The sequence below is a fragment of the Trichococcus flocculiformis genome (assembly GCF_900113645.1).
Classification (GTDB): Bacteria; Bacillota; Bacilli; order Lactobacillales; family Aerococcaceae; genus Trichococcus; species Trichococcus flocculiformis.
This window is the reverse complement of sequence record NZ_FOQC01000027.1, coordinates 19,668-33,732: the sequence shown is the minus strand read 5'-3', so window position 1 is coordinate 33,732 and position 14,065 is coordinate 19,668. Positions and strand designations below refer to the sequence as shown.

Below are 14,065 nucleotides of genomic sequence, written 5' to 3'. Positions count from 1 at the left end.
GCTCGGCAGGCCCAAGAAGGATCAGAAGATTGACAAAAAACAAGAATACAGCGACAACTGCGATCGAGTAGAGGTCGAGAGAGGCTTCAGCCTGGCGAAAAGAAAGTTCGGGCTCAGGCTTATTCGAACACGCCTTGAAGAGACCAGTCTCTGTGTGATTGCTTTATCCATCCTTACAATGAACCTGTCCAAGGTTTCATTGCGCATTTTTTTGACTTTCATCCAATGGATGAGCTCCCCTAGAATTGAACCTCTAATGAAGCCGTAAGCTAAAAATAGGGATTTATTCAGCAGGCATTAATTTGGATGGATATAGTAAAATTGATATTGTATTAATTGTTAAAAATAAATTGAAAAGAACGTTAGGGTAGCCCTCTGTTTTGCAAAGTATTTCGTTTCATTCAAAATGAATTATTTTTGCAGGACAGGGTACATTTACATGAAACATGCCTTTCGAAGAAGTGAAGGATCAAATTACTCGGAGTAATCAGCTGGTTGTATAAATCAAAAAATTGATTATCGAAAGGAAGAATTTAGAGAGGCCAAGTGCCCAAAGTATGGGGATGGATTGTTAGGAAAGTGGATAAGCATAGAGGGATTGGAGTTTGATCAAAAATACAGGGAATTTGGAAGGATGGTCGAAGAAGAATGAAGAGCAACTGGAAGAATGGAATGAGGTATCTAACGCTCGCAGGTCTACTGCTATTGACAGGATGCGGTAATGCAGAACAGGAGGCCTACAACGACGCTATTCAGAAAGGACTGGATATTCTGAATGCCGAGCAATATGAGAAAGCGGAAGCTTATTTTGAGATTGCGCTCGAAAATCAGCCGGATGATGAAAAGGCAAAGGCCTATTTAGCACAAACCAAAATATATAGGGAAGCAAAAGATTTTTATGACGGTAAAGAGTACGCCGAAGCATTGGAGAAGGCGCAGCAAGTTGTTGATTCTGAGAACGGTTTAGAAGGATTAATTGCAAAGGCAACCGTCATCATCGAGGAAATTGATGCAAAGGAAACCTACATCAACGAGGAAATCGCAAAAGCGCAAACCGCATACGACAGTGGAAATGTTGATGAAGCTCTGCCTATCATCGAAACCTTGTTGGGTTCAGAAGAACTGGGCAATGCGTATTTTTCTGAAGTAAAGGCAATCACGGAACAACTCCAAACGGACATTCAGAATAAAAAAAATGAATTGGCGGCGGAAGCAGAAGCGCAGGCGAGAGCTGAGGAAGAGGCTCGCCTTCAGGAAATTGCCAACAGCGCGATCAATGCGTACAATGAACTGCCGGTGCCCTTAAAGGTTTTGTTGGCAACGACAGTTGTGGATGAGAGAGCGATGACGCCAGGATTGCAAGGATTTTATTTACACTATAATTTCGTAGGAGATGACGTGCTCGTGAATATCAGTTCTGGAGCAGGTTCGGGTCATCCTTGGTATATTATTCGCTATGACTCGGAGACAATCACTCCTGTTCAAGGAGTCGTTTATTTGGGAATGTCCGGATACGGAGATGCCCCGGTGGCTACAACCCCAATCTCTAAAATTGATTTATACAATCGTTACATGGCATCGCAAGTGTCTTACGATGCGGCTCTAAAAAATGTTACTGAATACCCTGAAATGACCATGGCAAAATATCAAGAATATCGTTCTAACATCAAATAGTAGTAATTAAACAACTAACAAATTGGAAAAGTAAATGAATTCATCTTGCGTATGGTATGAAAGAGCAGTTCATTTCTCTATAAAGGAGCTATCCCATGCAACCATTACTCCTATTGGTAGTGTTATTTATCGTTGTTGGAATCCATGCTAAAAAACAATATAAAAATTCAGGTTACCAAGATGCCAGTGGACACAACTATTATGAAACGATGACCGATCCCGGGCGGAAAGGGGAATATCTGACTTTCCGTTGTCTGAAAGGTCTCGGCGAGGAACACAAATTGTTGACGAACGTCTACCTGCCCAAAGAAGACGGTACGACTACTGAAATCGACCTGATTATGGTTTCTGCGACAGGCATCTATGTTTTCGAATCGAAGAATTACAGTGGTTGGATTTTTGGCGACGAGAAATCCAAATTCTGGACGCAATCGCTCAAAGGCGGGAAAAGTTTCGTTTCTACAATCCCATTTGGCAAAACAAGAAGCACATCAGCGTATTACAGAAGCACCTAAGACTGGGCAACCACATGTTCCGCTCCTACATCATCTTCAGCGAACGCTGCGAATTGAAGAAAATGTTTGTCCATTCCCCGGAAGTGAAGGTCATGAACCGGAATGTCCTGTTTAGAGAGGTCGCGGATGATATGACATACTTGCCGGAAATACTCAGCATCTGGGAAATTAACCAAATCCACACCGAACTAAGCAAATACGCACTCGCGGATGCCGCGACGAAGCAAGCGCACGTTGATGCGATGAAGTGGCGGAATTGAATACTGAGAGGCATGACTGATCCTTGGTGAGATTCTCATTGGGGATTTTTTTTGGAGTCTTTCTGTGGATTCTGCGTATTTTTATAATAAAACATCAAACCACTTGATTTATACACATCGAGTGTGTATAATTCAGCTGTAGAAAGGAGTTAAGAATATGCCGATGACGCCAAAACAAATGGTGAAGTTCCTCAAGGAAAACGGTTTTCGTAAAGTTAGACATGAGGGATCACATCTGACAATGCGAAATGAAGAGACTGAGAAACAAACGGTCGTACCGATGCATAACAAAGATTTATCCAGAGGAACCGAACAAGCCATACTGAAGCAAGCGGGGCTCAAATAGCCCCTCGCCTCAGGGCCATATTCTTTATATATAACTCAAGGGAAGTAAAATAAACAACAGAAGGGGGTAATGAAATGGCAAAGAAATTAGTATATCCTGCAACTTTTACACAGGACGGCGAATATATATTTGTAGAGTTTCCAGATGTAGATGGAGCCTTCACACAAGGAGAAAATTTACAAGAGGCATATGAAATGGCCGAGGAAGTGTTAGGGATAATTTTAGCAGACAATAAGGAATATCCTATACCTAGCACTGTCAAAGAAATCGCAACAAGATATCCAAACTCAGATGTAGCTTTGGTAGGTGTTGATATTGATGCGTTTAGAAGGAAGTATCGTTCGAAAACTGTCAGAAAAAATATAACTTTGCCGGAATGGCTAAATGATTTAGCAGTCTCAGAAAAAATTAATGTGTCTCAAATTGCAACTGAAGCATTAAGAGAAAAGTTAAAAGTATAATCAGCATAACTATCGATATTTTTTGATATGAGAAAACTAAAAAATAACCCCGCATCCAAGTATAAAGGAAGCGGGGCTTATTAGTTTAGGAACTTATACTGACAGAATCAAATATAAAAAAATAAATAAATTTCATTACACAGGTGTCAACTTCAGTTATGGGTATAGATTCATAGAATTCAGCAATTAATTTCGATGTGCTTTAGCTGCTCACAAATAGTAGAAGTTCAGTATGTAATACAAAAAGAGTACAAAACTTGAAATTATTTGCCTTATGGTATACAATTTGTACAACTGGAGGCGATTAAGGTGTTTGAAAGTATAAGGTTAGTTAATTTTAAATCTTTTACAGATGTAATTTTTGATTTCGCGCAAAAAAATAATAATAGGCCTAAAAATTTAGTTTCGATTTATGGTGAAAATGGTAGTGGCAAAACAAATATAGTAGATTCATTTAAAATTTTAAAATTTTCTACGCTGACCACAATGTTCGCAGATCAATATACTGAATTTCAAACATCCTTAGGAAACGATGAAAAGGAAAATGTTAATAAAGAACTATTGAATAATATCAAAGATATGATGGTTGCAATTAATTATCGAGATATAAAAGCTGTCTTAAAGAATAGTCCTAGAATTAATGCGAACGATAATACAAAATTGGTATATAATTTTATCTTAAACGGAATTTCTGGAACTTACTCATTAGAATATGACAATAAATGTAATTTGATATCTGAATCACTTTATTATTTATTGAATCAACGTAGAGGTACTCTTTTCAATATAACTCGAGAAGAGAAGAATGTAAAAAGTAGCTTAAGTAATATTACGTTTAAGCTGAATTCGCAACATACTGAATTAAAAGAACTTATTAATAAACTGTGGGGTAAACATACATTTCTCTCTATTTTTAAGCAGTATCAGGAAAATGTTAATGAAGAGTATGTAAATAAAAATGTATCTCATCACTTTATTGATATATTGAATGAAATTGATAAGGTCATGATCTGGACTGATGAAATTAAAGGACCTTTCAGCAAAAAAGATTTTATGCTTATGGACCTTGACAGTGGAACTATCAAGCAAGACCAAATTGGTCAATTACTAAATTACGAAGAAGTGATATATAGTTATTTTTCAGCTTTATATTCCGACATAAAGGATGTAAGCTACCACACTAAAGAGAGGAAAGACAGTCTGGATTATCAACTCTTCATTCATAAAAATATTGGTGGGGAATTGACTGAAATACCTTTCTATCTCGAGTCTAATGGAACCAAAAACTTATTGGAATTACTACAAGCATTCTTCTGGGTTGTAAAAGGCAATATTGTCATTGTTGATGAAATCGACGCAGGCATTCATGATGTATTGATGACTTCTATCATAAAAAATATTCGTGAGAATATTTCAGGACAATTAATATTTACAACACACGACACAATTCTGTTAAGAGATTTACCCGCTTCATCTGCATATTTCATCAATCAAGACAGTATGGGGAATAAAATTATACTATCAGGGAATGATTATGAGAAAAAAGTGTTTAGTAACAATAACATGCAAAAAATGTACTTGGATGGACTATTCAATGCTATTCCAGACCCGTTAGATATCGATTTCCATGATATCTTTGAATCATTGAATCCAAGTGAGGTATAGGCATGCGAGGATATAACGATGGGTATACAAGAGCTGTAGTGATAGTCCATGGTAAGAGTGAGTATGATATAGTAAGGCACATAAAATCTAAACTTAGGGTCCCTATTGAAATTTACGCGAAGGATAAAGGGCAGCATTCTATTGAAATATCATCGATTATGGGTGTTCTGGAAAATCAAATATTTCAGAAAAGAAAAAACTTCTTAGGCGAGTATACAAAAATAAAACGCGAGAATGACGATATATTGAATATTAAAATATTTATTATTCTTGATGTAGATTCAGCTCCACCGGGAACTGTGAATAAGTTTGTGAATAAATCAATGTTTAAGGATCACTGGTTATATCCTTATATCCATCCTATTTTGAATGATAAAAATCTTGAAGAAGCATTAAATAGTATCGGATATACTTACGCAAAAAAAAATAGTGAGAAAAGTAAATACAGTAAAATCTTTCCAGTTGAAAGAGGAAAACAAGATAAAGATACTATAATCGCGTTAAGTGCAGCATTGAAGAAAACGAAAAAGAGTAACCTTGATGAACTATTGGATTATTGTCTAGAGAATTGTCCGAATTTTGGTTCTTGAATTCTACGTAGGATGCTTAAATCAAATTTATCACTAACGAGTATCTGAGTATTCATGAAATGCTGGTGTTTACTTTTCATGACTAAGGAACGAGGCAATGATCTTTTTGGGCGCTTTCCTCCGGCTAGCGAATGTTCGCCGGAGGACGTTGTGTTGGGGGCTGTACTCCGGCGAAGCCGCTGTGGTCGGAGGTAATCATCTTTTTGGATATTCTCCTCCGGTAGAGAACCTCCTAACAGGAGCTTGCACGACGAAACCGCAGCCCTCCAACAATCTACCCAGTCCGTCTCAACTCGAGGCGGGCTTTTTTCATCTCCGGCTTTACATCTGTTAACTACTGTTATATACTGTTCATCAAAAGGGAGGGTGGTCGTTTCGGATGAAAATAATCATTCAGCACAATTCGATGGTACCGATCTATGAGCAATTGGTGAACCAGATTAAGTCGTTGATTTTGGAAGAGAGTTTGAAGGAGAACGAGCCTCTGCCTTCGGTGCGGGTGCTGGCGAAAGAGATAAAGGCCAGCGCGCTTACCGTCAAAAAGGCCTACGATTTGTTGGAGCAAGAGGGATTCATTACGACGATCCACGGTAAAGGCAGCTTTGTGTTGGCCGTGAACAGGCACGCGAAAAGGGAAAACCTGCTGTACAGCACACAGGAAGAGTTGGAGCAAGTGATCAAGAAAGCGCAGCAGGCCGGCATCTCCAAAGCCGAGTTGGCGGAACTGGTCGCGATGATTCTGGAGGAGGAAGAAGCATGATTGTAATGGAGAACACGGTCGTAAAATATCCGAGCTTCGAGCTGGATTGCTCAATGGAAGTGAACGAGGGCACGATCACAGGCATTGTCGGGGAAAACGGTGCGGGAAAAACGACGCTTTTCAAAGCGCTGTTGGGCTTGGTCCCGATCGCATCGGGCAGCGCCAAAATCAACGAGCAGGACATCGCCGCGTTGTCGCTGGCGGACCGCGAAAGCATCGGCACCGTGTTGGCGGAATCCTTTTTCAACGACATCTATACGATTAAAGACCTCAATCGGTTGTTGAAAAGTTTTTACCGAAAATTCGACGAAAGCTATTTCCTGCGCAAATGTGCTGATTTCCACCTCCCCATAGACCAAAGGCTCAAGGAATTCTCGACCGGGATGAAGGCCAAGCTGAAGACGCTGACGGCGCTGTCGCACGGGGCGCAGCTGCTGATTCTCGACGAACCCACGAGCGGACTCGATGTCAGCGTGCGCTACGAAATTTTGGACATGCTGCAGGACTACCTCGTCGCCCACCCGCAGTGCAGCATCCTGATCAGCTCGCACATCTCGAGCGATCTGGAGAAACTCTGCGACGACATCTACTACCTGAAGGCCGGCAAAGTCCTCCTGCACGAGGAGACCGACCGCCTGCTGGATGCTTACGGCGTCCTGAAGGTGGATGAAGAAGTACTGGGGCAGCTCGACCGCGACTTCCTTCTGTATCGGAAGCGTACCAACTACGGCTACGACTTGCTGACGGACCAGCGGCTGTTCTACATGGAGAACTACCCGAAAGTGATCGTCGAAAAGCCGACGATCGACCAAATAATGCTGATGATAATGGATGGTGACCGACTATGAGAGGGCTCTGGGTAAAAGACTTGCTGCTACTGCAGAAGCAGCTGAAAACATTGTTTATGTTCATGCTGATCGCGGCTTTCAACGCCTACACGATCAAATCCGTTCCGTTGGTATTTATAATGATGGCGTTCTTCTTCGTCACGACGACCTCTTCGACGATTTTCTATGACCAGGAAAACCACGGCTTCCTCTATCTATTCACTTTGCCGACGCGGAAGAAGGATTACGTGATCCAAAAACAACTGCTGATTTTGGCGTCTTCGCTGGTTGCAGCGGGGCTGTCGATTGTCTTGATTTTCCTGATGATGCAATTCGATCCCGAGTTGCAGGCGAGCGCACAAAGTTTGCTGTACACAGCACTTTCCGCTTTCTTTTTCGGGTGCCTCTATGGTGCCGTAATCACCCCGTTATACCTAAGATACGGTACCGAAAAAGCCCGCATGCTGCTGTTTGCAATCTTGGGCGTATTCGCGTTGGTAGGAATCCTGATCCAAAAGACGGGCGTGTTGGGGGGAATTCTGGAATCCGGTATTGTGGCCAGCGTGGAATCCTTCAATGCGCTGCAAATAACAGGACTGGTTCTAGTGTTGGTCAGTGGTGTGATGGTGCTTTCCACACTTGTGAGCCAACGGTTCATTGAAAAGTCTGTTGCGTTTTAATATAGAAGAAGCTCCCTGGCTAAATGCGCCAGGGAGCTTCTTCTATGTTGGTGGAGGGCGGCTTGCTCCGACGAGGCCGGTGCTCGCCGGAGGATAGCCTCCCAATCATTACTCACCTCCGGCCCACGGCTGGCCGCCGGAGGAGCCGCTTCTCCCCAACAACCCAGCTCCGATGAGCCAATCCTCCCCGGAGCAGAGGGCTTCTAGAAATGTCCGACCTCCGGCGAAGCCCTCGTTCACAGGAGGAAAACGTCAGCTCCGGCGAGAAAGCTTCTGCCCGGAAAACAGACCTGCGCCAGATTGCTCAACTCCGGGGAGCGAATGTTCTCCGGAGGATGCTGCATTGCGGTTGACCGTACTCCGGCGAAGCCGCTGTGGTCGGAGGTGATCATCTTTTTGGATGTTTTCCTCCGGCAAAGGAAATTACCATTTTGCTAACAGAAAATAACCCACTACTATTTAATCGACATAGTAGTGGCTATTTTAATTTCAGAATACATTAGATGATTTGAAGCCTGTCAATTATTTTGCTGTTTCAATTGTTCAACGTTCGTTTCCAAATCTATCAGTTCTTGAACCAAATGGTGAACGGTTGTACAGGGGAGTCGTTGTGAAGAGGGTGTCCAATCATCATAATTTTTTTCCAAGCGATAGGCATTTTTGATGGCAATGCTGCTTAATGGGTAGAAAGCCTCAATCAGCTGTGGGTCATTTTTTTCGTATTTGGCGATTCCAATTTTTTGGCAATGAGCAGTGAGCTTTTGTTTGTACTGCTCCCTAGTTATTCCGGATTGCAGAAATTCAAAATGCAAGAGATACCATAGTTCAAAAGAGTCGTTGGACCAAGCTGTATGCCATCCTTTATTGGCTGCAACAGAAATGGCGTTGTCAAAGTAGGCGAGCGGGACATCATCTTTATCGAACACCGCCCAGACATTTTCGTAGAGCATAGGGTCATTCTTTAGATATTCTTCTATATCATCCAACAGGCGCAGATTGCTCGACCCGATTCCTTTGATGTGAAAAGAGGGGACTTCAATTCTGCCTTGGAACCCTGAATATTGTTTTTCCAATTTATCAGCAATCCATTTAAAATAGAGTACTTCTGTTTTGGTTCCTTCTGATCCGATGAAATAACTGGCTGGCTCCGGAATTCGTTTTGCTTTCCGTTGCTTCTTACCGATTTTCTTAGCCATCGATATCCTCGATTCGTCGTAAGGTCGGAATGGATTTATATCTTCCTAATATATAATCTTTCCCATAACTGGCATCGTTGCGGACTTTTTTGTCTTCATCATCTACATAATCAGCCAATGAGTAGAGTTCAGAAACTCCTTCGTCATTTTTGTCAGCGAACCAAATTTCGTCTCTTCGGAAATTATCCTTATCAAGGGTAAATATTTCCTGCGTTGAAAAGATCAATTGTGCGTGGTTTGGATTCATCTTTTCATCGTGAAACATGATGATGATGTAACGGATCAACAATGGATGCAGCTTCGCATCCAATTCATCAACAAAAATAGTGCCGCCGCTATCAAGAATACTTTTTAAATCCACATATAACGTCAGCATTTTCAAGGTCCCACTGGATTCACTCTCAAGCGGGGTCATAAGTAATTCCTTCGTTTTGGGATTTTTATGGTAGGTCACGATGCGTTTCAATTCTCTGGTGCTTCGCTCAGATAGAGAATCCTCATTTAATACATCCTGAACAATCCCCAGTTTATCAATGCCCACATCAATGGCTTGGATAAATTTTTCCAGTTTCTTTTTCTCCGCTGCATTCTCCAATAGTTTGAGCAGTGGATTTCCGATTACATTTCCTCGAGTAAAGTGCGAAAGTCCTAGTTCCTTTCTAGGATTTCCATAATCGATGATTCTTACCTCTTTGAACCAATCAAAAACACTTTGAGCAAAAGGAATCTTTAATTTGGATATCACAGAAATCAGTAAAGTGTCTTCTTCAATAAGCTCGAGGATGTTTTGGGTCCCTACACTACTTAGTAATTCGCCAGATAAGCTTTCGCCATTTTTACTGAATAATTCAATATAGGTTTCTTTTTTTACTTTTGGATTTCTCTGATAAAGATATTCTTCAATAATAACGCCCTCTAATACAGAAAATCCGTATTGATAGATGTCGCCTTCTGTAGAAAAAATAACATTGAACTCCGTAGGCACATTCTTATCTTCAAACCAATGCGGCTCGATATCATTCTTTGTAGAGAAAACATTTTGTCTAAAGGAATAAAGAACCATATTTTTCATAGCGGCAAACGCTTCGATTACATTGCTCTTTCCGGAAGCGTTAGCACCATAGATCGCTGCAACCTTCAATACTTTTTCTTCCATCACATCCATCACAACATCATGGGGATGCTCTTTAATTGAAGAAGCCAGCATATCCAGGGTTGTTTCTTCTTTGAATGATTTAAAATTTTTGAATGTAAATTGGTGTAGCATTGTCATCACCTCAAACACATCATAACCTAAATATATGTGTCGGGCAAATATTTGAGAAAATTTCTCAAATTTAATATCCGGTCTGGATAATCCAACTGATGACAGAGTTGCGCCGGCTAGCCCACCTCCGGAGAGAGCCTAGCTAACCGGAAGTGGAACTGTTGCAGGGTAACTAACTCCGATGAGCGAATGCTGGCCGGAGGAGAAAGAGTGGTGGGTGGCTAAAGTACGGCGAAGCCGCGGTAGTCGGAGGTGATAGTCTTTTTGAGTGTTTTCCTCCGGCAGAGCAACCTTTCACAGGAGGAAATCGCCAGTTCCGATGAGAAGGCCGTTCATCGTAAGATAGACAGCGCCGGCGAGGCCAGCTCCGGGGAGAGAATGTTCGCCGGAGCTGGATGCGTTGCGGGCGGCTGAAGTACGGCGAAGCCGCGGTGGTCGGAGGTGCTGATTTATTTGGGTGTTCTCCTCCGGCAGAGAATCTGCTCGTCGTTCGAAAGTGTCAGGTGTCGTCAGTAGCTACATTCATCTGTTTAAGAAGAGTTAGAGATATTTATGTGATGTCTGCCCACTTGGATGCGCTTATGTAAACACAATTTATCATTTGAATGAAGTTATCGTATATGATAACATAATGCTGAGGAGTTTCTAAAGAGGAATATGAAAGAGGTTGCAGTGATGAGTAAATTGGATGTTAAAACAAAATCTGCAGGAGTAAAGTTTGACGACATTAAAGCGCAAATGATGGAAGATGCTGAATTTCATGAAGAATACGACAAGCTACAGCCAAGATACGAGTTGATTTCACAAATCATCGAAGCAAGAAAAAAGATGAAGATGACTCAAGAAGAGCTGGCTAAAAGAGCTGGAACCAGAAAGTCCAACATTTCCAGACTCGAGAGTGGTTCTTACAACCCTTCATTAGACTTCCTCATCAAAATAGCTAAGGGATTGGGAAAAGATGTGCACATCGAAATTCGTTGATGATTGTTTTTGATTGCGTAGTCTACAGCAAAAAAATAAAAGAATTAAATCGGTGGCATCCCAACACCGACGAGGCCTACTCCAACCGAAGCTAAGCACCCGCATAACAAGCTCAACTCCGACTAGCAAACGCTAGCCGGAGTTGAGTGCGTTGTGGGGAGGCCGAACTCCGGCGAAGCCGCGGTGGTCGGAGGTAATCGCCTTTTGGGATCTCCTCCTCCGGCAGAAGTGAGCTTCACCAAAAGAGAGTGGACAACACCGGTGAAAAGATATAAGCAAAAAAGAAGCTAAGCCATCCGACCTTGTAGGCAGGAGACTTAGCTTCTTTTGTTTGCGATAGCTCATTTATCGTAGCTTTTTTACAACCGCGGATAAGGGTTTTCTTTTTTGACGTAGTTCTTTTAAATAGGCTTCATTTGCAGCTTGTTCTTCATCGTTGACGTCTAATGTATGATAGAGGACACGCACCATTTTTACAGCGTCTCGTTTTGTTTGATCATCGGCAGGAGAGTTCAATAACTGGTCGTATAAAGTTGGCAATTCAACGGGTTGATTCGATAGCTTTTCTAAAGTGTTCTGGACGTGAAGAACTGTTTTCTGGCGCTCGCCTTCATACAATGGTCTCCAGTCGCTTACAACGCGCAACATTTTATCAACATGAACCATTTGTCATTGCCTCCTTTCATTTCCTATATAATACTATCTCAAAGCCTTTTTTGCAATTCAACCAGAATGTCTGAATAATAACTATAAAGTGGATTGGGATTTAAAATGTAATCTTTGTACTCCTCTATGAGACCGATAAGTTTTTGAATATCGCAACAATCTAAAATACCACTATTCATGACGTCTTCATAATCTTTTCTTCTATCTGTCAAAGATTTGATGCAGGCTTGCATTTCGTAGGATGGGAGATAGACCGTTAAATTTGAATAGTCATCATCGAAAGATTGTATGTTTTCAGAATTCAAAAATTCAGATACTTCTGGGAGCAGAACACCATCGACTGGTTCAATGCCTAATTTGGGTAAATACTGATACAGCTGGTCCCGGCTAGTTGTATAAAGCCCGGCAATATCAATATCATGGGTTCCACGAAATTCAATATTCTCTTTAGCAAGTAGTAAGTTCATAGCAGAGCCTCCCACTACAACGAATTCTGCTCTAATACCCTGGTCATGGCAGAATTTATCTAATAGACTTAACTTATCACGAATTTCATCCGTACTGATATTTTCGTTAGTAAACATGCAACTTTCCTCACCTTTCTTCTACACAAACTTCTCATATTATATATACGCACTGATCTAATTGAGGCTTCTTGTTGCTTCTACAACTTAATCCGACGAGCACTATCGCAACTGAATTAAAGCAATCAAATAAAGCTCAACTCCGACTAGTGAACGTTGGCCGGAGGTGAGTATTATTTGGATATGGAACTCCGGCGAAGCCGCCGTTTACTAACAATATCAAATCAGAAATATAGAAATTATCACTTTTAATCATAGTTTAATCTGATTGGATATAGTAAAATTGATATTGTATTAGTTGTTTAAAACAAATTGAGAAAAAGTTTAATCAGCCCTCTGTTCTTTAAAGTATTTCGTTTTGTTCAGAATGAATTCTTTTTTGAAGGACAGGGGGCTTTTGTATGGGAAAGTCAGCTGTTCCAAGTGGGCGCTTCGACAGTTTCGCTCAGTTATGAGCGAGTATTTTATAAGGCATCCAAATTGTAAAATTACGCAAAAGAGATTGGAGGATTATGATGGGAGTTTTTGATTCTTTCAAAGAATTGGTTACGCAAAAGCCGGTGGGTCTGAAGAAACCGGATTTTTATAAGGCCGACAGCGATGCGAAGAAGCAGCTGGAGCGGTTGCAGCAGATTCATGCCACCGCGCCGGACAGGGTGAAGCCGCAGATTGAGCGCGATATGAAACTGCTCGCGTACGGCATTGCCGGCGAGGAGAGCGTCGCGTTCGAGCTGAACAACAGCTACCTGCCGATCATCGTGCTGCACAATCTGCGCCTCGAGCACGAGGGACTGACGGCGCAGATCGACTACCTCATCATCACCACGAAGTTTTGCCTTGTCGTCGAATGCAAAAATCTCTTCGGCAACCTTGAGGTCAACAGCCGAGGCGAGTTTATCCGCGAGCTGGACTTCAACGGGAAGCGCAAAAAGGAAGGCATTTATAGTCCAGTTACGCAGAATGTGCGGCATATGGAGATGATTAAGGCGTTGCGGCTGGGAAAAAAACGGAATCCGCTGATGCGTATGGCGCTCGAGAAATCCTTCGGTGATTTCCATAAATCCGTGATTGTGCTTGCTAATCCGAAAACCGTCATCAACCTGAAGCGGGCGCCGAAAAACGTTAAAGATCAGATTATTCGGAGTGACCAGTTGATTGACTACATCAAGCGGCTGCTGCGCGAAAACAAGGATCTGGCGTCGTCGGAAAAAGAGATGTATGAGATGGCGGATTTTTTTGTGGGGTTGCATAAGGAGAACACTGTTGATTATGCGGAGAAGTATTTGTTGAGCGATAGTGGTGAGGTGCGTGATGAAGCCGTCGAAGCACTGCCGGATCGGGTCGAAATCGATATCACCGAAACGCCGATTTACCAAGCGCTCAAGCAGTATCGCTACGAAACCAGCAAAGCGGAAGGCGTTAAGGCGTATTATGTCTACAACAATCTTCAGCTGGAGGCGATTATTGAGGCGATGCCTCGGAATTTGGATGAGCTTAGGAAGGTTTCTGGGTTTGGGGAGGTTAAGTGCGAGAAGTATGGGGATGGGATTGTTGAGATAGTGGGGAGATATAAAGATAAGATCCACCGATAGA

General features: G+C 42.0%; 16 protein-coding genes and 1 pseudogene. 13 read left to right on the top strand and 4 right to left on the bottom strand.

Annotated elements, in window-relative coordinates; genetic code table 11:
- The 11 genes and pseudogenes from BMZ71_RS09725 to BMZ71_RS09680 form a co-directional block, all read left to right on the top strand.
- On the top strand, positions 1–268 hold a 268-nt coding region (locus BMZ71_RS09725), incomplete at its 5' end, for a transposase (RefSeq protein ID WP_143071420.1).
- A gap of 404 nt (positions 269–672) precedes the next feature.
- Positions 673–1,674, top strand: coding sequence for a hypothetical protein (locus BMZ71_RS09720; protein ID WP_143071419.1), 1,002 nt, complete (start codon positions 673–675; stop codon positions 1,672–1,674).
- 95 nt (positions 1,675–1,769) lie between these two features.
- Positions 1,770–2,170, top strand: a pseudogene (locus BMZ71_RS15095) (nuclease-related domain-containing protein); the annotation flags it as partial.
- A 33-nt stretch (positions 2,171–2,203) separates the two neighbouring features.
- On the top strand, positions 2,204–2,449 hold the full coding sequence (locus BMZ71_RS15090) for a hypothetical protein (protein WP_218142795.1): 246 nt from the start codon (positions 2,204–2,206) through the stop codon (positions 2,447–2,449).
- 157 nt (positions 2,450–2,606) lie between these two features.
- Positions 2,607–2,795 carry a type II toxin-antitoxin system HicA family toxin gene (locus BMZ71_RS09710; protein WP_086989947.1) on the top strand — a complete coding sequence of 63 codons (189 nt, stop codon included), beginning with the start codon at positions 2,607–2,609 and terminating at the stop codon, positions 2,793–2,795.
- Between the two features lie 74 nt (positions 2,796–2,869).
- Complete coding sequence (locus BMZ71_RS09705; protein WP_086989944.1) at positions 2,870–3,256, top strand: type II toxin-antitoxin system HicB family antitoxin; 387 nt, start codon at positions 2,870–2,872, stop codon at positions 3,254–3,256.
- Positions 3,257–3,565: 309 nt separating this feature from the next.
- Positions 3,566–4,921 (top strand): AAA family ATPase, encoded by a 1,356-nt coding sequence (locus BMZ71_RS09700; protein ID WP_086989941.1) that lies wholly within the window; start codon positions 3,566–3,568, stop codon positions 4,919–4,921.
- A gap of 2 nt (positions 4,922–4,923) precedes the next feature.
- Positions 4,924–5,511 carry a hypothetical protein gene (locus BMZ71_RS09695; RefSeq protein ID WP_086989939.1) on the top strand — a complete coding sequence of 196 codons (588 nt, stop codon included), beginning with the start codon at positions 4,924–4,926 and terminating at the stop codon, positions 5,509–5,511.
- Positions 5,512–5,890: 379 nt separating this feature from the next.
- Positions 5,891–6,271: a GntR family transcriptional regulator gene (locus BMZ71_RS09690; protein ID WP_086989936.1), complete on the top strand. Its 381-nt coding sequence runs from the start codon at positions 5,891–5,893 to the stop codon at positions 6,269–6,271.
- Positions 6,268–7,119, top strand: a complete 852-nt coding sequence (locus tag BMZ71_RS09685; RefSeq protein WP_086989933.1) for an ATP-binding cassette domain-containing protein — start codon at positions 6,268–6,270, stop codon at positions 7,117–7,119. Before BMZ71_RS09690 ends, BMZ71_RS09685 begins: the two co-directional genes overlap by 4 nt.
- Complete coding sequence (locus BMZ71_RS09680; RefSeq protein ID WP_086989930.1) at positions 7,116–7,778, top strand: ABC-2 transporter permease; 663 nt, start codon at positions 7,116–7,118, stop codon at positions 7,776–7,778. The genes BMZ71_RS09685 and BMZ71_RS09680 overlap by 4 nt, the downstream gene beginning before the upstream one ends.
- 518 nt (positions 7,779–8,296) lie before the next feature.
- On the opposite strand, the gene BMZ71_RS09675 is transcribed toward BMZ71_RS09680, so the two are convergent.
- Complete coding sequence (locus tag BMZ71_RS09675) at positions 8,297–8,974, bottom strand: RloB family protein (protein WP_086989927.1); 678 nt, start codon at positions 8,972–8,974, stop codon at positions 8,297–8,299.
- On the bottom strand, positions 8,967–10,241 hold the full coding sequence (locus BMZ71_RS09670; RefSeq protein ID WP_086989926.1) for an AAA family ATPase: 1,275 nt from the start codon (positions 10,239–10,241) through the stop codon (positions 8,967–8,969). The genes BMZ71_RS09675 and BMZ71_RS09670 overlap by 8 nt, the downstream gene beginning before the upstream one ends.
- Positions 10,242–10,916: 675 nt before the next feature.
- On the opposite strand from BMZ71_RS09670, the gene BMZ71_RS09665 reads away from it, so the two are divergent.
- A complete protein-coding gene (locus BMZ71_RS09665; RefSeq protein ID WP_086989923.1) occupies positions 10,917–11,222 on the top strand; it encodes a helix-turn-helix transcriptional regulator in 306 nt (101 codons plus the stop codon).
- Positions 11,223–11,567: 345 nt separating this feature from the next.
- Here the strand turns inward: BMZ71_RS09665 and BMZ71_RS09660 are convergent, their stop codons facing one another.
- Positions 11,568–11,888 carry a hypothetical protein gene (locus tag BMZ71_RS09660; protein ID WP_086989920.1) on the bottom strand — a complete coding sequence of 107 codons (321 nt, stop codon included), beginning with the start codon at positions 11,886–11,888 and terminating at the stop codon, positions 11,568–11,570.
- Positions 11,889–11,926: 38 nt separating this feature from the next.
- On the bottom strand, positions 11,927–12,472 hold the full coding sequence (locus tag BMZ71_RS09655) for a DUF6036 family nucleotidyltransferase (protein ID WP_086989917.1): 546 nt from the start codon (positions 12,470–12,472) through the stop codon (positions 11,927–11,929).
- Between the two features lie 515 nt (positions 12,473–12,987).
- On the opposite strand from BMZ71_RS09655, the gene BMZ71_RS09650 reads away from it, so the two are divergent.
- Positions 12,988–14,064, top strand: a complete 1,077-nt coding sequence (locus tag BMZ71_RS09650; protein WP_177187575.1) for an HRDC domain-containing protein — start codon at positions 12,988–12,990, stop codon at positions 14,062–14,064.
- Position 14,065: the final 1 nt, after the last annotated feature.